Annotated in this window: 19 protein-coding genes; 10 read left to right on the top strand and 9 right to left on the bottom strand. The window is 69.2% G+C overall.

Features of this window, described 5'->3' with window-relative positions; translation table 11 throughout:
- The first annotated feature begins 62 nt into the window (after positions 1 to 62).
- Entirely contained in the window at positions 63 to 293 is a 231-nt protein-coding gene (locus tag ABDZ36_RS00315; RefSeq protein ID WP_211313326.1) for a DUF7120 family protein, read from the top strand.
- Here the strand turns inward: ABDZ36_RS00315 and ABDZ36_RS00310 are convergent.
- The 5 genes from ABDZ36_RS00310 to ABDZ36_RS00290 all read right to left on the bottom strand — a co-directional run bounded on the left by ABDZ36_RS00310 (position 290) and on the right by ABDZ36_RS00290 (position 4,086).
- The gene (locus tag ABDZ36_RS00310; protein WP_211313325.1) at positions 290 to 1,117 is read right to left on the bottom strand and encodes an SIR2 family NAD-dependent protein deacylase; all 828 of its coding nucleotides are present in this window, start codon (positions 1,115 to 1,117) and stop codon (positions 290 to 292) included. The genes ABDZ36_RS00315 and ABDZ36_RS00310 overlap by 4 nt on opposite strands.
- Entirely contained in the window at positions 1,114 to 2,259 is a 1,146-nt protein-coding gene (locus ABDZ36_RS00305) for a pyridoxal phosphate-dependent aminotransferase (RefSeq protein ID WP_211313324.1), read from the bottom strand. The genes ABDZ36_RS00310 and ABDZ36_RS00305 overlap by 4 nt, the downstream gene beginning before the upstream one ends.
- Entirely contained in the window at positions 2,256 to 2,747 is a 492-nt protein-coding gene (locus ABDZ36_RS00300) for an Lrp/AsnC family transcriptional regulator (protein WP_211313323.1), read from the bottom strand. Before ABDZ36_RS00300 ends, ABDZ36_RS00305 begins: the two co-directional genes overlap by 4 nt.
- Positions 2,748 to 2,787: 40 nt before the next feature.
- A complete protein-coding gene (locus ABDZ36_RS00295; RefSeq protein ID WP_211313322.1) occupies positions 2,788 to 3,579 on the bottom strand; it encodes an NAD+ synthase in 792 nt (263 codons plus the stop codon).
- Between the two features lie 72 nt (positions 3,580 to 3,651).
- The gene (locus tag ABDZ36_RS00290) at positions 3,652 to 4,086 is read right to left on the bottom strand and encodes a GNAT family N-acetyltransferase (protein WP_211313321.1); all 435 of its coding nucleotides are present in this window, start codon (positions 4,084 to 4,086) and stop codon (positions 3,652 to 3,654) included.
- A 145-nt stretch (positions 4,087 to 4,231) separates the two neighbouring features.
- On the opposite strand from ABDZ36_RS00290, the gene ABDZ36_RS00285 reads away from it, so the two are divergent.
- The 6 genes from ABDZ36_RS00285 (at position 4,232) to ABDZ36_RS00260 (ending at position 9,875) form a co-directional block, all read left to right on the top strand.
- The gene (locus ABDZ36_RS00285) at positions 4,232 to 4,396 is read left to right on the top strand and encodes a DUF7837 family putative zinc-binding protein (RefSeq protein WP_211313320.1); all 165 of its coding nucleotides are present in this window, start codon (positions 4,232 to 4,234) and stop codon (positions 4,394 to 4,396) included.
- A gap of 84 nt (positions 4,397 to 4,480) precedes the next feature.
- Complete coding sequence (locus ABDZ36_RS00280) at positions 4,481 to 6,046, top strand: Hvo_1808 family surface protein (RefSeq protein ID WP_211313319.1); 1,566 nt, start codon at positions 4,481 to 4,483, stop codon at positions 6,044 to 6,046.
- A 196-nt stretch (positions 6,047 to 6,242) separates the two neighbouring features.
- Positions 6,243 to 8,585: a beta-glucosidase gene (locus ABDZ36_RS00275; protein ID WP_211313318.1), complete on the top strand. Its 2,343-nt coding sequence runs from the start codon at positions 6,243 to 6,245 to the stop codon at positions 8,583 to 8,585.
- A 75-nt stretch (positions 8,586 to 8,660) separates the two neighbouring features.
- Complete coding sequence (locus ABDZ36_RS00270; RefSeq protein ID WP_211313317.1) at positions 8,661 to 8,855, top strand: cold-shock protein; 195 nt, start codon at positions 8,661 to 8,663, stop codon at positions 8,853 to 8,855.
- Positions 8,856 to 9,005: 150 nt separating this feature from the next.
- Complete coding sequence (locus ABDZ36_RS00265) at positions 9,006 to 9,470, top strand: DUF7964 domain-containing protein (RefSeq protein WP_211313316.1); 465 nt, start codon at positions 9,006 to 9,008, stop codon at positions 9,468 to 9,470.
- 30 nt (positions 9,471 to 9,500) lie between these two features.
- Positions 9,501 to 9,875, top strand: a complete 375-nt coding sequence (locus ABDZ36_RS00260; RefSeq protein ID WP_211313315.1) for a universal stress protein — start codon at positions 9,501 to 9,503, stop codon at positions 9,873 to 9,875.
- Between the two features lie 99 nt (positions 9,876 to 9,974).
- On the opposite strand, the gene msrB is transcribed toward ABDZ36_RS00260, so the two are convergent.
- Genes msrB through ABDZ36_RS00245 form a run of 3 tightly spaced genes read right to left on the bottom strand, consistent with a single transcriptional unit; the run spans position 9,975 to position 12,648 of the window.
- Entirely contained in the window at positions 9,975 to 10,391 is a 417-nt protein-coding gene (gene msrB, locus ABDZ36_RS00255) for a peptide-methionine (R)-S-oxide reductase MsrB (RefSeq protein WP_211313314.1), read from the bottom strand.
- Positions 10,392 to 10,438: 47 nt separating this feature from the next.
- Positions 10,439 to 11,848 carry a hypothetical protein gene (locus tag ABDZ36_RS00250; RefSeq protein ID WP_211313313.1) on the bottom strand — a complete coding sequence of 470 codons (1,410 nt, stop codon included), beginning with the start codon at positions 11,846 to 11,848 and terminating at the stop codon, positions 10,439 to 10,441.
- Positions 11,845 to 12,648 carry an ABC transporter ATP-binding protein gene (locus ABDZ36_RS00245; RefSeq protein ID WP_211313341.1) on the bottom strand — a complete coding sequence of 268 codons (804 nt, stop codon included), beginning with the start codon at positions 12,646 to 12,648 and terminating at the stop codon, positions 11,845 to 11,847. The genes ABDZ36_RS00250 and ABDZ36_RS00245 overlap by 4 nt, the downstream gene beginning before the upstream one ends.
- Before the next feature lie 130 nt (positions 12,649 to 12,778).
- Between ABDZ36_RS00245 and ABDZ36_RS00240 the strand changes: the two genes are divergently transcribed.
- Complete coding sequence (locus tag ABDZ36_RS00240; protein ID WP_211313312.1) at positions 12,779 to 13,072, top strand: hypothetical protein; 294 nt, start codon at positions 12,779 to 12,781, stop codon at positions 13,070 to 13,072.
- A 3-nt stretch (positions 13,073 to 13,075) separates the two neighbouring features.
- Here the strand turns inward: ABDZ36_RS00240 and ABDZ36_RS00235 are convergent, their stop codons facing one another.
- Positions 13,076 to 13,735, bottom strand: coding sequence for a helix-turn-helix domain-containing protein (locus tag ABDZ36_RS00235; RefSeq protein WP_211313311.1), 660 nt, complete (start codon positions 13,733 to 13,735; stop codon positions 13,076 to 13,078).
- 95 nt (positions 13,736 to 13,830) lie between these two features.
- Between ABDZ36_RS00235 and ABDZ36_RS00230 the strand changes: the two genes are divergently transcribed.
- Complete coding sequence (locus ABDZ36_RS00230; RefSeq protein ID WP_211313310.1) at positions 13,831 to 14,595, top strand: endonuclease/exonuclease/phosphatase family protein; 765 nt, start codon at positions 13,831 to 13,833, stop codon at positions 14,593 to 14,595.
- Between the two features lie 32 nt (positions 14,596 to 14,627).
- Positions 14,628 to 16,010 (top strand): dihydrolipoyl dehydrogenase, encoded by a 1,383-nt coding sequence (locus ABDZ36_RS00225; RefSeq protein WP_211313309.1) that lies wholly within the window; start codon positions 14,628 to 14,630, stop codon positions 16,008 to 16,010.
- Positions 16,011 to 16,243: the final 233 nt, after the last annotated feature.

The following is a 16,243-nucleotide window of genomic DNA, read 5'->3' as shown; positions in this document are numbered from 1 at the left end:
CCGGTTCCGCGGCGTGTCGGGGCCGCAGGGTTGAAACGTCGTGCGCGGAAAGGGCCGGTACTGTGCCCACCGCCGAAGTTGATCTCCCGAGCGACCTCGAAGTCGAGATCGACCGCCTCGTCAACGAGGGCGAGTTCCTCAACCGGAAGGAAGCGGTCGAGGAACTGCTCTCGACGGGACTGAACGTCTACGACATCTCCTCCGGAAGCGACGAGGAGACCGAGATGGAGGAGTTCGGGGCGGAGATGCGCGAAACGAGCGAGCGCTCGCTCGGCGACGAGTACGAGTTCTAAGAGAGTCGATCGCCGAGCGCCGGGAGGACGTCCGTGACGTCGCTTCGGCTGACCGCCGTCGCGGCGTCGTCGTGCGGCGTCTCGTCGTAGTTCACGATACAGAGGTCGCCCCCGCGTGCGGCCGTCTCGGGGAGCGACGCCGCTGGTTCGACGGTGAGCGACGACCCCGCGACGAGGAAGGCGTCGGCGTCCCGGGCGAGCCGGCGCGCGTCACGGAAGATCTCGGGTAGCCGTTCGCCGAACAGCACGACGTCCGGCTTCAGGAAGCCACCACATCCACAGCGCGGCGGCGTTTCGCCGTCACGCACCCGCTCGCACACGTCGCTCGTGGGCGTCGTCGCCCCGCAGTCGACACAGACGGAACGCCGAGCGTTGCCGTGGATTTCGAGGAGCGTCTCGGTCTCGGCGGCGGCGTGGAGCCCGTCGACGTTCTGCGTGATCACGGCATCGAGGACGCCCGCGTCCTCTAGCGTCGCGAGCGCGTCGTGGGCGGCGTTCGGCGCGACGGTACTCGCGTCTCGCTCCCCCGCGTCGCTCGCGCTCGCCGCTTCGTCGCCTCTCGCGTCACTCGGCGCGACGGTACTCGCGTACATCGTTTCGTGGAGGTCGACCCGATCCGCCCAGAACCCCGCGGGGTCGCGTTCGAACCGATCGAGGCGGAAGTCGCCCGGGTCGTACTCGTCGTTCCAGACGCCGCCCGCCCCGCGGAAGGACGGGATTCCGGAGGCGGTACTGACGCCCGCACCGGTGAACGCGACCGCGGTGTCGGCGGTGGCGAGCGCGTCGGTCATCGCGTCGAGGATGTCCGTCTCCGCGGTGCTCATCGGTGTGCGGCGAGGTAGTCCTCGATCCGATTGGTCGCCTCGCGGAGTTCCGGGAGCGAGCGCGCGTACGATACGCGGACGTGGCCCTCTCCGCCCTCCCCGAACACGGAGCCGGGGACGACGGCGACTTCGGCCTCGCGGAGGAGGTCCTCGGCGAAGGCCTCGTCGTCGCCCGGCACGGAGGGGAAGACGTAGAACGCCCCGCGCGCCTCGAAGCACTCCAGCCCCATCTCGCGAAAGCGCGAGAGCACGAAGCGCCGACGACGGTCGTACTGCTCGCGCATATCGTCGACGGCGTCGTCACAGGAGCGGAGGGCCTCAATCGCCGCGGCCTGTGCCGTCGTCGGCGCGGAGAGCATCGTGTACTGGTGGATGCGGTTCATCCCGTCGATGACCTCGGGGGGGCCCATCGCGTAGCCGAGGCGGAGGCCGGTCATCGCGTACGCCTTCGAGAAGCCGTTGAAGACGACGGTGCGCTCGCGCATCCCGGGTTGGGTGGCGATGCTGTCGTGGTCGCCCTCGTAGGTGAGCGCGGCGTACACTTCATCGGAGAGGACGAACAGATCGTGTTCGCGTGCGAACTCGGCAACCTCCGCGAGCCCTGCGGCGTCCATCACCGCGCCCGTCGGGTTGTTCGGATAGCAGAGCACGAGGAGGTCCGCGCGCTCCGCGCCGGCACGTTCGAGGGCGTCGTACGTGAGGCGGAACTCCTCGCTCGCCTCAGTCGGGACGCCGAGCACCTCGCCGCCGGCGAAGGACGCGTCGGGTCCGTAGGAGATGTACGCGGGTTCGGCGACCGCGACGACATCGCCGGGGTCGACGAGCGCGCGCATCGCGAGGTCCATCGCCTCGCTCACGCCCGTCGTGACGAGGATCTCCTCGTCCGCGTCGTACTCGTGGCCGTAGCGCGTGACGTGATCCGCGATCGCCTCGCGGAGGTCCGCGCGGCCGCGATTCGACGTGTAGGAGGTCTGCCCGCGTTCGAGGGCGTCGATGGCAGCCTTCCGGGCGGGCCACGGCGCGCTGAAGTCGGGTTCGCCGACGCCGAGCGAGACGACGTCGTCCATCTCCTCGGCGATCTCGAAGAACCGCCGGATGCCCGAGGGTGGCGTCCGCTCCGCGCGCTCGGAGAGCCTGCTCATGGGGAGTACGAGAGCCGATCGTCCGACTCGCCGTCGTCGAATTCGATCCCGTCGGCCTTGTACGTCTCCATGACGTAGTGTGTCACCGTCTGCGTGACCTCGGGGATCGGGGCGATCTCTTCGGAGACGAAGCGCGACACCTCGTTCATCGTGTCCGCGCGCACTTCGAGCGCGAAGTCGTAGTCGCCGCTGACGAGCTGGAACGCCGTCACCTCGGGGAATTTGGCGATCCGCCGTGAGATGTCCTCGTACCCCGTTTCGCGGTCGAGCTCGACGTTCAGCTCGACTTTCGCCTCGACGATCCCGTCGTCGAGCGCCGCCCAGTCCACGACGGCGGTGTAGCCGCGCACGACGCCCGCGTTCTCCAGTGCCTCGACGTGTGCCTCGACCGCCTCGGGGGTGAGGTCGAGCTGTCGGGCGACGTCCTCCGCGGTGTACCGGGCGTCCTCGCACAGGAGGTCGAGGACGCGTCTGCGCTCGTCGTCCATACTCGCGTGCAGGACGCGTCCGGTCTTAGGGCTGTCCCTCTCACCGGAGCCCCGGCGTCGGTGCGGCGCGGCGTTTGTGCGCGCTCGACTCGTGCAGGTCCGCGAGGCGTTCGACCGTCCCCCGGTCGGCCTCGACGCGCGCGGTGGTCGCCTCGACACTGAGGCCGTCGTCCACCACACAACGGAGCACGGGGTCGATCTCCCGGTATGGCGCACCGAGCTCCTCGCGATCCGTCTGCCCCGCCCAGAGCCCCGCGGTCGGCTCCTTCTCGACGAAGCGCGGATCGAGGGCGAGCTGCTCCGCGAGCGCGACGACCTCCGTCTTGTAGAGGTCGCATAGCGGCGCGACGTCCACCACGCCGTCGCCGCCCTTCGTGAAGTAACCCAACAGGTGCTCGGAGCGATTGTCGGGCCCGAGGACGAGCAGGCCGCGGGCGTTCGCGGCGGCGTAGAGACGGACCATCCGGGCGCGGGCGCGGACGTTGCCGACGTCGCGCTCGTCGAGGTCGACATCCCCTTCGCGGACGGCGGCGACCTGCGACTCGATGGACTCCTCGGCCCAGTCGATGCCGAGCGACTCGCAGAGCTCGCGGGCATCGCGCATGTTCGCGGGGTCGCTCGGCGCACCGGGGAGGACGAGCCCGCGCACGCGCTCGGGGCCGACAGCATCGACCGCGAGGCGGAGCCCGACGGCGGAGTCGAGCCCGCCGCTGACGCCGACGACGTAGCCGCTCGCTCCGGTCTCGGCGAGCGTGTCGCGGAGGAAGGTAGTGACCGTCTTGGCGGCGTGGCCGGGATCGATACGGCCCCGGTGGGTGTCGGGGTCTGGCATACGCGATCCACGGCGCGGGGCGACCGTAGGCGTGGCGGCTCGCCCCTACCGGCGACCGTTTCGTGTGGTACGCTATTTGTCGATCGTGCGCTCCATCGCGATATGCGGGATACCGGCTTCGTCGAAGACGTCGCCGACGCGCTCGTAGCCGCGTGCGGCGTAGAAGTCCGCGGCGCTCGTCTGTGCGTGGAGGACCGCGCGGTCGTGTCCGGTTTCGCGTGCGTCCGCCTCGACCGCGTCCATCAATCGCGCGCCCCAGCCCTCTCCGCGGTGGGCGGCGCGGACGGCGACACGTTCGACTTTCGCCGCGCCGGATTCGGCCGTTCGGTAGCGTGCGGTCCCGACGGCCCGCCCGTCGGCCCGAGCGAGGAAATGCGTCGCCTCGTCCTCGTGATCGTCCACCTCAATCGACGCCGAGACGCCCTGTTCGTCCACGAAAACGGCGTACCTGACCGCGATCGCCTCTCGGAACGCCGCCTCCGTCTCGACTCTCTGCACGCCGTCCATAGCCGACGGCACGCGACCGGTACGGAAGACGTTGTCCAACGCACGCCCGGGTCCGGCAGCGGCGTCGTGCCGGCCGAGCGATGCGGCGGGCCACTCCCCTCGCCGAACAGTTATGGCCGTTCGGTGAGTGATACCTAACGAGCGAATGACCGACGCCGACGGTACCGACGGAGTGCTGGGGCGTTGCCCGGAGTGCGGGGCCGACATCCCCGCGACCGCAGTGCTCATCGAGTACGAGGACGACGACGGCGAGGCCGCGTACGCCGAATGCCGGTCGTGTAACCGCGTCGTGAAACCCGGATCTGACTGAGCTACCCACGCTTTCGCCGTGCGTGTTTCCCTGCCTTTCGGACAACCCACAGCGGTTTTGCCGTCCCGTGCCAAGCATCGGTGGATGCGCACACGATTCCGAACGCTCTTCCTCGTCGTCCTCCTCGTCGCGTCGAGCGCGGCGACGGCAAGCGCAGCGACGGTGGGCGCGACGACGGCTGATGCGTCGAGCGTCGAGCGGGCCGAGGCGAGCGCCGCCCCGATACCCGCACAAGCCGCCGAAACGGCCGAACCGAACCGGTCCATCGGCTACGTCGACGGCTACGCATACGACGCGTCGATACGGGTCGATCAGTCGGATGGGCTGAGCGACGCGGAGATATATGCGTACGTCCGGCGAACGATGGCGCGCGTTGAGCGCCTTCGTGGGCACGATTTCGAGGACCCGGTTCCGGTACACGTCATGTCGCGCGCCGCGTATCGCGCGAACCAGTCGAGCGGATCGGTGAACACGACGTACTCGCGGTGGAACCAGCAGGTGTGGAGGGCCGCGCTCATCGTCGGCTCGAACACTAACCTCTCCGCGGCGATGTCGTCGTACTACTCGAATAGCGTACAGGGATTCTACTCCCCGAGCGACGACGCCATCGAGATCATCGTCCCGTCGGGGAAACAAGCCTATATCGACCGGTCAACGCTCGCCCACGAGCTGACACACGCCCTCCAGGATCAGTACTACGACCTGAGCGATCCGATGTACGGCGGCGAAACACAGGACACACAGCTCGCGACGAGCGCGCTCGTCGAGGGCGAGGCCCGATACGTCCAGAACCGATACAGTGAGCGCTGTACGAACGGGACGTGGCAGTGCGTCGCCACGCCTTCGTCGAGCAGCGAATCGTCGAGTGCCTCCAGCCCGTCGCCCCCGGCGAGCCTTCAGTACACGCTCTACTTCCCGTACGCGAGCGGGCCGGGATACGTTCACGAGCTGATCGAGCGCGGCGGCTGGGACGCCGTCGACGCCGCGTGGCGTCACCCGCCGGCGACGACGACCGAGATCATCCACGGCGAGGCACCCTCGGCGGCGAACGTGTCCGTCGATCGGGACGCCGCGACGAACGGGTGGCGGACGTTCTCGGGCGTCGGCGCGAACGGGACGGGGACGGATACGCTCGGCGAGGCCTCGATCTTCATGGGGCTCTGGTGGCAGAGCGCGCGATACGACGCGGGCGTCGTGCCGACGGACATCAGCGTGGACGACGGCTATCGGACGATCCGCTACGCCGCGCCGGCGTCGACGGGCTGGGCGGACGGTGTGGTCCTCCCCTATCGGAACGGTGACGCCAACGGCTTCGTCTGGAAGACCGCGTGGGAGACGAGCGCGGACGCGAGCGACTTCGCGAGCGGGTACGTCGCGGCGCTCAAGGCCCACGGTGCGACCCGAAAGAACGGTACGTGGGTCGTCTCGACGCAGGACGGCTATCAGGGCGCGTATCGCGTCGTTCAGGCGAACGAGACGGTGACGATCGTGAACGGACCGGACGTCGCAGCGGTGACCGACATCCGGCCGTCGCTCGCCGAGACAGAGAACACTGCAGGGACCTCCGCCGGCTCGTCACCCGGCTTCGGTTTCCCCGTCGCCGTCGGAGCGTTCGCGCTCGCTGTCGTCTTTCTCCTGCGACGTCGGTAGCGCCTCACAGCGGTCCGCGACACCGACGTTCTCCTCCGAATCACACGGTCTGCCGTCGTTTCGTTGTACAGCCGTATTGGGGACCGAAGCGCGGCGGGCCGACGGCGATATGGGACCGACCACCCTAATCATTCACTATCGTTGTAAATAAAGATAGTAATGTTTTTACAGTAGGTATGGGCAGTTCACGACGTACATGTCAGAACGAAGCGGTCACTCACGGCGGCGGTTCCTCCAAGCGACCGGCGCGCTCGGTGCGGCCGCGCTCGCTACCGGGGCCGACGGCGTCAGCGCGCAGGAGATGCAGGCGTACGGCGACGGCTCGCGGCCCGCGCCGGTCGGGACGGACGTCGATGCGATCCTCTCCGAGCTGAGCATCGAGGAGAAGATCGGGCAGATGATCCAAGCGAACGTCTCGACCGTCGACGCGAGCGAGGTCGCGTCGCTGTTCACCGACTACCACGTCGGCTCGCTGCTCACCGGGTCGGCCTACCCGCCGTCGCGCGATCCGGTCGAGCTCGCGAAGGGAGTCAACGCTCTCCAGGAGTACGCGATCGGCGAGGGGAACGGCATCCCGTTCGTCTACGGGCTCGACACCGTTCACGGGAACGTCACCGTCGAGGGGTCGACGGCCTTCCCCCACCACATCGGGATGGGTGCGACCCGCGACCCCGAGCTGATGGAGGCCGCGGCGAAACACACCGGCGACTCCGCGGCCGCGGTCGGTGCCCACTGGGGATTCGCGCCGACGAGCGGGATCGCCCGCGACCCGCGCTGGGGCCGGTTCTACGAGACGCTCTCCGAGGACCCGCACCTGACGGGTGAACTCGGGGCGGCGGCCGTCCGCGGCCTGCAGGAGGGCGACGACGAGCACGGTGGCGTCGCTGCGAGCGTCAAACACTTCGCGGCGTACACGGAGCCACAGAACGGCGACGACCGGAGTCCCGCGCGTACCTCGACGCGCGACCTCGTCGAGAACCACCTCGTTCCCCACCACATGGGTCTCCAAGAGGAGCCACTCACCGTGATGATCAACAGCGGGTCCGTCAACGGTGTCCCCGCACACGCCTCGTCGTGGCTCCTCACGGACGTTCTACGCGATCAGATGGGGTTCGAGGGGCTCGCCGTCTCCGACTGGAACGATTTCCATCGGATGGTCGAGATGCACGAGTACGCCCCCGACCTCCGCACGGCCGTCAAGAAGGGGGTCAACGCCGGCGTCGACATGGCGATGCTCTCCGACATGGCGCATGTCGAGGAGTTCTACACGGCGCTCGTCGACCTCGTCGAGGCCGGCGACGTGCCCAAGTCGCGGATCGACGAGGCCGCCGGTCGCTCGCTCGAACTGAAGGCGAAGCTCGGCCTGCTCGACGATCCGTACGTCGATCCGACGCGCGCACCCGACGTCGTCGGCGGCGCGAAGGACGCCGCCCGCGAGGCCGTCCACGAGTCGCTCACGTTGCTGAAGAACGAGGACGACGCGCTCCCGTTGGCCACGACGCAGAACGTCGTGCTCGCCGGCCCGAACGTCGATAACGTCCGCACGCAGTGTGGCGGCTGGACGATCGGCTGGCAGGGGCTCCACGCGGACGACGCGAAGCCGTGGGCGACCACCATCGCCGACGGCGTGCAGTCGCGTGCCGTCGGTAACGTCGCCGTCCACGAGACCGGCTACACGTTCAACCGCTGGAGCGACGACGAGTGGTCGCTCAGCGCCGCGACAAAGGACGCCATCGTCGCGGACGCGAAGGGTGCGGACCGCGTCGTCCTCGTCCTCGGCGAAGGCCCGTACGCCGAGGGGTACGGCAACACCGACGAACTCGCGCTCCCGGCCGCCCAGCGCGAACTCGTCGACGCCGTCGCCGACCTCGACACGACGGTCGTCGGCCTCCTCGTCGCCGGCCGGCCGCGCGGGACGAGCGAGACGCTCGCGAAACTCGACGCCTTCGCCATGGCGTACTACCCCGGCAGCGCCGGCGGTGCCGTCGCGGACGTCCTCTACGGCGACGCCGACCCCGGTGGCCGCCTCGCCTTCCGCTGGCCGGACGGCGTCGGGCAGGTCCCCAACTACTACAATCAGTACCACCCCGCGAAGGACAACGCGGACGCGCTCTTCGAGTTCGGCGCTGGCCAGAGCTACACGGAGTTCTCGTTCTCGAACCTCACCGTCTCGCCGCCCTCGATCGCGAACGCCGCGAGTACGGGCACGGCGACGGCGAGCGTGACCGTGACGAACACCGGCGACCGGACCGGGACGGCGCTCGCCGAGGCCTTCTACACGGAGGCGTACGGCTCGGTCCTGTACCCCCGTCGCAAGCGCCTCGGTTCCGAGAAGGTCGAACTCGCGCCCGGGCGCTCGAAGCGCGTGACGATCGAGTTCCCGCTCGCCGCACTCGCCGTCGTCCCCGGCGAGGTACCCGGTGGGGCCGACCCCGTCGTCGAGGCTGGCGACTTCACCGTCGAACTCGGCGGCCAGACGACGACGCTCACCATCGAGCGGACGGTGAAACTCGACCCGACGCCCGGCGCGAACGAGTGAGGCCGACGCGCTGACACCCGTGCTGTCGGGCGTCGCGCAACCCTTATCTCCGATCCGGGCGTATTACCGTCCGTAATGGCACGCGGAACGGTTGACTTCTTCAACCAAACTGGCGGATACGGATTCATCGAGACTGACGACGCGGACGAGGACGTCTTCTTCCACATGGAGGACGTCGGCGGCGCGGACCTCACCGAAGGCGAGGAAATCGAGTTCGACATCGAGGCGGCCCAGAAGGGCCCGCGCGCGACGAACGTCACGCGCATTTAAGCCACGACGAAACACACGTTTTCGCGACGCAACATCACGAGCGACGGCGTTCGACTCGTCCGATGTACTGTCGGGTGCTCGATTCGTCTCACCGCGATGTCTCCCGACCGAATCGGCCCGCTCTTGGGGCTCCGACCCGTCCGCGGAGTCATGGCGATGGACTCATTCCCGAATCGGCCGCTCACCATCACCGAGGGACGTGCGCTCCACCGTAGCGACGCCTTCCGAATGGTCGCGCCGGCGAGCGCACACACCGCGTCGGGCGAGGACGAACGCCTCGTCTCCGCGCTCGTGCTCGTTCGCGACCGGACCGTCCAAGGAGTTGGCTACGACTTGGAGGCGGACGAGTGGACGGTCGTCTACGACGAGTCGTTTGACGCGGACGACGACGCCGAGCGGGCCGATGCCGACGGCGTCGTCGAGGCCGCGGAGGAGCACGCACAGGCCGCAAACGAGGCGCTCCGTGAGTGGGCGGGCCACGAGGACCGCGAGTTCGAGGCCGTCGAGGACTCGACAGTTCAGGCCGAGGCCGGCGAGAGCGAGCGCGCCCGCGTCCTCTTCGAGCGATACCGCGCCGCCACCGGCAATGCCGACGCTGACGTCGACGCCGAGTAGCTTTTTCCCATCGGCGAGTGAGGACCCGATATGACGCGCTTCCTCGTCGCGACCGACTCCATCCACACGACCGCGGCCGCCTGTGACTACCTGGGCCCCCGGCTCGACGCCGAGGACACCGTCCGCGTCGTCGGCGTCACCGAAGACGGCTCGCGGGACGCGGGCGACGCGGTGAACGTTGCTTCGGCACGCCTCACGACGCCGACCGTCGAGACCGCCGTCCGCGACGGCGAGGCCATCGACGAGATTCGGAAAGAGCTCGACCGCGGTGATGTCGACGAACTCGTCATCGGCGCACACCACCCCGGACCCGGGGCCGAGGACGGCCTCGGGCGGACCGCGGGCGCGCTCGTCGGGCACGTCGAGGTCCCTTGCGTCGTCCTCCCGCCCGTCGGCCTCGAGTGATCGGTTGCCGTCGCTCCCGGTTGCTTGACGGCTCCCTAGCGGTCGCTGTCGCTGGTCTCGCGGGTCGCGTTGCTCCCCGTTCGATGTTCCAATACCTCCCTAGCGGTCGGTATCGTTATCCTCAAAATCGAGTGCACACGAGTTGATACAGTAGCGCTCGCCGGTCTCGGTCGGGCCGTCCTGAAAGACGTGGCCGAGGTGGCCGCCACAGTTCGCACAGATGACTTCCGTCCGAACCATGCCGTGACTCGTGTCCTCTCGGCGCTCGATGCTGCCCTCGATGGCGTCGTCGAAGCTCGGCCAGCCCGACCCCTCGCCGTCGAACTTCGTCCCGGAGTCGAAGAGCGCCGCGTCACACCCCGCACAGCGATAGACGCCGTCGTCGTCCTTGCCGATGAATTCGCCGCTGAACTTCGCCTCCGTTCCCTGTTCGCGCAGGACGCGGTACTCCTCGTCGTCGAGACGGTCGCGCCACGCGTCCTCGCTCTCCGGCAGGCTCTCCTCGGATTCGCTCATACGTGACGGAACGAGCGCCGTGGCTTTAGGGATGGCGACGGGGGCGCTCAGGCCCGGGAGCGCTCGCGCCAGCGCGGCACTGCGCGCCCGTAGAGGACGTGGCCGACGCCCGCGAGCGCGATGCCGACGGCGATGAGTACACCCGCCAGCGGCACACGCAGTGGCGCGGCGACGAAGCCGACGACGAGGATCGGGACGAGCGGGACGGCGACGCCGAGCGTGAAGAGCGCGAACAACACGGCGTCGAAGAGGAATTCGTTCGGCTGGGTACCGGCGAGCGCGACTGTGAGGCCGAAGAGATAGGCGTGGAGGCCGACGCAGAGCGCGAGACCTGCGAGCGCGTCGAGGAGGCCCGCGCCCTGCCAGAGAGCCGCGACAGCGTAGCACGCGACCCCGGTCGGCAGGCCGAGCACCGCGAACGCGCGGCGTTTCGCGTCGAAGACCGCTGCGGTGTCGATCGGGAGCGTTGCGTACGTTGTCGGGTCCTCGAACTGCGTCAACCAGTTGTAGGTCGTGAAGGCCGTTAGCCCGAGGATGGACCCGAACGCGACGCCCGGGAGGACGCGGATGCCGACGACCGACTCGGCGAGCGAGACGAGGAAGGCGCTCACGGCGACGAGGATCCCCGCGGAGAGGAGCACCTTCCAGTAGCCGCCGGCGGAGCGTGAGACGTCCAGCATCGTCTTGATGAAGACCGGGTCGTCCCACGCGGGGACGCGGCGCTGCCACGCGCGGTAGGCGTTCGCGACCGTGCGCGCCGGCGGTTCGTGCTCCGGATCGTAGGTGAGCGCGGCGACACAGAGGAGGGCGAGCGGCGGGACGGCGGCCGTGACGGCGCTCGCGAGGCTGGGCGCGACGAAGAACGCGTACGGTGTCGCCGTGACGACCGGCACGCCGACGAGGGCTGCGACGACAACAATACCCGCGCTGAGCGCGGCGACGAGTTTGCCCGGCCGACCGCGCGTGGCGAGCGCGACGGCAGCGACCGTCGTGCAGAGCCCGAGACCGAAGGTCCAGACGAGCGTCCCCCACAACAGCGGGAGGCGGACGGGCGCGAGCAGCGGGGCGAACGCGGCGGCCAACGGGCAGAGGAGTAGGACGGCGTAGTAGCCGACGTCCTTCAGGAGAAAGAGCCCGAGGAGCCGCCGTTGTTTGAGCGGGAGCGTGTGCGCGCTGAAGACGACGAGCGTGACATCGTCGAGCAGCCCGCGCATCGCGTCGCGCCCGACGAGCCCGACCGTTCCCGTTTGGAGGCCGAACAGCGCGACGAGGACGTGCGCGCCCGCGACGACGGTTTCCGTGCCCGTCCCGGTTGTCCCGAGCGCCCACGCGGTCAGCCCCCCGACGAGCGCGACGAAGACGGGGAAGGCGGCGAAGCGCCGCCCGCCGAACAGCCGGCTGTGCAAGCGCCACTCCTCGCGGATCATGGCCGCGAGGACCGCGCGGTCGGCGCTCATGTATCCTCCATGCTCTCGCTGTCCGCACTCTCCGTGCCGTCCACGCTTCCCGCGCCGCCCGCACTTTCCGTATCGCCCGCGTCCACACCGGCCCCGCCCACCTCGCGGAGGAAGACGTCGAGCAGTCGCTCCTCGCTCAGTTCGGCCGGGCGGCACGTCGTCACCAGCTCCCCCTCGTTGACGATCCCCACTCGATCGCAGAGTTCGGCCGCGACGTCGATGTCGTGCGTCGAGAGGAAGACGGTGTTCCCGGCGTCCCGATAGTCCCGGAGGAAGCGTTTCACGGCCTCCTGAACGATCGGGTCGAGGTTCGCCAGCGGCTCGTCGATGAAGACGAGATCGGGATCGTGGAGGAATGCCGCGGTGACCATCACCTTCTGTTGTTGGCCCCGGGAAAGGTCGGTGTGCATCGTGTCCAGTTTCGCCTCGTAGGCGAGCCGGTCGGCCCACGTCTCGACGCGCTCCTCGACGACCGCGGCGTCGAGGTCCCGCACTGATCCGACGAAGTCGAAGTACTCGCGCGGCGTCATGAAACTCGGTGGCGACTCCTGTTCGGGGAGGATACCGACGCGTTCGCGGACGCCGACCGGGTCGTCGACGGGGTCGATGCCGAGGACGGACGCCGACCCCGCGTCGGGGCGGAGCTGGCCGGTGAGGATTCGGATGGTCGTGCTCTTGCCCGCGCCGTTCGGCCCGAGGAGGCCGAACAGTTCGCCGGCGGGCACGTCGAGGGTCAGCCCCGAAAGCGCCGTGAGGTCGCCGTAGGCTTTCCGGAGGTCCGCGGTGGCGATCGCGTTCACGTCCTCCGCGTCGCCCGCCGCCGTCAAATAGCCACCCGTCGCGATCGCGTCTCGCGACCGCCCGGTCACGGCGACGCGCCGGCCGTTCGCGGTGAGCACGTTTTTGTCCGCGCCGCGCGGACGGGGACGTATGTCGCTTCCCGGCCCCGTCGCGTTCGCACGCCGCTGTCTCGCGACACTCGCTCGTCGCCCCGCGGACGCGCTCGCGCCGTACCTCCACGAGTCGCTTCCCGAACAGCCGACGCTGCGCGAGGAGTGGCTGACGATCGCCGCCGGTGCCGGGTCGTTCGCGCTCGTCGCCATCGGAACCGTGCTCGCGATCGTCCTAAGCGTGGGATACGCCCTGCTCTACGCCGTGTTTCGGGGTATGATGCGTGGGACGACACACCTCGCGTCGGGCGCGCGGGCACGACTCGGCCGCTGACCGTCACTTCGCGTCGTCCGTATCCGCCGCGTCGCGCGTGGCGTCGCGCGCGAGCGTCTCCATTCCGCGGCGCAACCGCTCGGAGGCGGCCTGCCGGGAGACTCCGAGCGTCTCCGCGACGTCCGCCAACGTCGCCTCGCGTGGGACCGCAAAGTAGCCCGCATCGACGGCCGCGGACAGCGTCTCGCGCTGCTTTCGCGTCACCGGTTCGCCCGTCGTGCCGTCGTCCGTCCCGAGATACCGAGTCGTGACGTCGATGCCGTTGTCGAGGAGCGCCTCGCGGAACGCGACGAGCGCGTCACGATCGGGGAACCGGAGGCGATACGTCAGATAGTCGGCGGTCGCCCCGCAGTCGAGGACGGACGCCCCGACGTCCAGGGCGGTCCCGTAGATCGAACACGGCGACGGCGCGAGCGTGACCCGATAGTACCGCCGGTCGCCACTGCCGTCGAGACAGTCCACGTTCGCGGTGTCGTTGGCCGCCGCGAGCGCGTCCGCGAAGCGATCGAGCGAGTCGCCGCTCGCCCACACGAACACCACCGGTCGCTCCGGGCTCTCAGCCATCGTCGCCTCCACGTCGACCGTCGTCGAGGGGGCGGCCGCGACTGCCGTGACGAGCGGGAAGTCGTCACAGTGGAGGTGGAGTTTCGCGACGAGCGTCATCGACGGCCGTACGCCACGAGCCGATAAGAACGCGTGGGTCGACGCCGGCTGCCGGTCTCAACCTTTTTTACCTGCCGAACGCGAACGCCGAGGTGATGGATCCCGTGCGCGCCATGACGTACAACGTCCGCGTCGACACCCCGGAGGACGGCGAGGACGGCTGGCCCTACCGGCGCGACGCGGTCGCGGGGACGATCCGCTACCACGACCCGGACGTCCTCGGCCTCCAGGAGCTCCTCGCGGGACAGCTCGTGGACGTCCGCGACCGCCTCGCGGACTACCGGTTCGTCGGGCGCTCGCGCGGTGCCAGCGAGGGTGTCGGCGAGTACGTCCCTGTTGGCTACGACGCGGCGCGCTTTGAGCTCGTCGAGGCGGAGACGTTCTGGCTCTCCGAGACGCCGACCGTCGCCGGCAGCGTCGGCTGGGACGCCGTCCACCCCCGCATCTGTACACAGGCCCGCCTCCGCGAGCGCGCGAGCGGCGAGCAGTTCGTCGTCTACTGCACCCATCTCGATCACGAGGGGCGGACGGCCCGCGAGCGCGGTGCCGAACTCGTCCGGACGCGCGTCGCCGCGACCGACGCCCCGGCGATCGTCCTCGGCGACTTCAACTGCGAGGTCGACGACCCCGCCCACGACGCCCTCACGCAGTCGTTGCGCGACGCCCGCGCGGCCGCGACGCACGACCACGGCCCGAACACCACGCGGAACGACTACCGGAGCCTCCACGACGACTGGACGATCGACCACGTCCTGCTCAGCGACGCGTGGTCGGTCGACGCCCGCGCCGCCTGCAGCGACCAGTACGCAAACGGCCGCTACCCCTCCGATCACCTCCCCGTCGTCGTCGACCTCCGCTAAGTTATTCCGGGCCGGGACGCCACTGGTGGCGTATGCAGGATTTCGATCTCGTCGTCGTCGGCTCCGGCTCCGGGTTGGACGTCGCCTCGGTCGCCGCCCGACACGAGTTGGACGTCGCCATCGTCGAGGAGGGCCCGCTCGGCGGGACGTGTCTCACCCGCGGCTGTGTCCCCTCGAAGATGCTCGTTCATCGCGCCGACGTGAAACGCGGCGTCGACACCGCCGACGAGTTCGGCATCGACGCCACGGTCGAGGACGTCGATTTCTCGGGGATGGTCGAGTCGGTCTCCACGCACGTCGAGCGGGACAGCGAGTCGATCCGCCGCGGGATCGAGGCCTCCGAGCATCACACGCTGTTCGACGACACCGGCCGCTTCGTCGACGAGCGGACGATTGAGGTTGGCGACGCGACGATCCGCGGTGAGAAGGTCGTCGTCGCCGCCGGCACCCGGCCCACGATCCCGGACGTTGAGGGGATCGACGACGTGGACTATTGGACGAGCACCGACGCACTACGTGCCGACACGCCCCCCGACCATCTCGTGATCGTCGGCGGGGGCTACGTCGCCGCGGAACTCGCCCACTACTTCGGCACCTTCGGAAGCGACGTGACGATCGTCGGCCGACGGGGCGCGCTACTTCCCGACGAGGACCCCGCGGTCGCCCGCCACTTCACGGATCGGTACGAGCGGCGCTTCGACGTCCGCACGGGCTTCGAGGCGACGGTGGTACGCGAGGCGGACGACGGCGGTATCGCACTCGACGCCGACGCCGTCGAGGGTGACGAGATGACGACCGTCGAGGGCGATCGGGTGCTCGTCGCCACCGGCCGCGTCCCCAACACGGATCGACTCGACGTCGCCGCCGGCGGGATCGAGACGACCGACGAGGGGTACGTGGCGACCAACCGCTATCTCGAAACGAGCGCGGAGAACGTCTGGGCGCTCGGCGACGTCGTCGGACGCTATCCGTACAAGCACGCCGCGAACCACGAGGCGAGCACGGTCATCGCGAACGCGCTCCGTGACGAACGCGAGCCGATCGACTACACCGCGATGCCCCACGCGGTCTTCGCGGAGCCACAGGTCGCCGGTGTTGGCTACACCGAGGCCGATCTTCGCGCCGACTCGCGGGAGTACCGCGTCGGTGGCTACGAGTTCTCCGACACCGCGATGGGATCGGCGATGGGCGACCCGCCCGGCTTCGTCAAGGTACTCGTCGCACCGGACGGCCAGATCCTCGGCACGCACGTCGTCGGACCCCACGCCTCACAGCTGATCCACGAAGTCTGCGTCGCCATGCGTGCCGGAAGCGGCACCGTCGCGGACATCCGCGACACGATCCACGTCCATCCCGCGCTCAACGAGGTCGTCGCACGCGCCTTCGGCGGGCGCTTCGAGGAGCCTCGAGAGTAGCGCTACTCCGCCGTGTTCTCGTCGTCAGTGTTGCCGTCCACTCCGAGAACATCCGCCGCCGACTCGACGTGACGGATCGCGTGCCGCCGTCGCCGCTGACGACGTAATGGCGATACTGCGAAACGAGGCAAAATCGGGCCGGTGAGTCAGGAACCCACGACTAAAGTCCTGTCTCTTACCCATAAGTCTCAGGAGTGCAGTTCGTATCCCTCCGCCCAGGTCTGAAGTTTCTT

This window comes from Halarchaeum salinum, from assembly GCF_039520965.1.
In the GTDB taxonomy this organism is placed as follows: Archaea; Halobacteriota; Halobacteria; order Halobacteriales; family Halobacteriaceae; genus Halarchaeum; species Halarchaeum salinum.
Note: the sequence above shows the minus strand (reverse complement) of the source record. Positions and strands in the feature narration are given on the sequence as shown.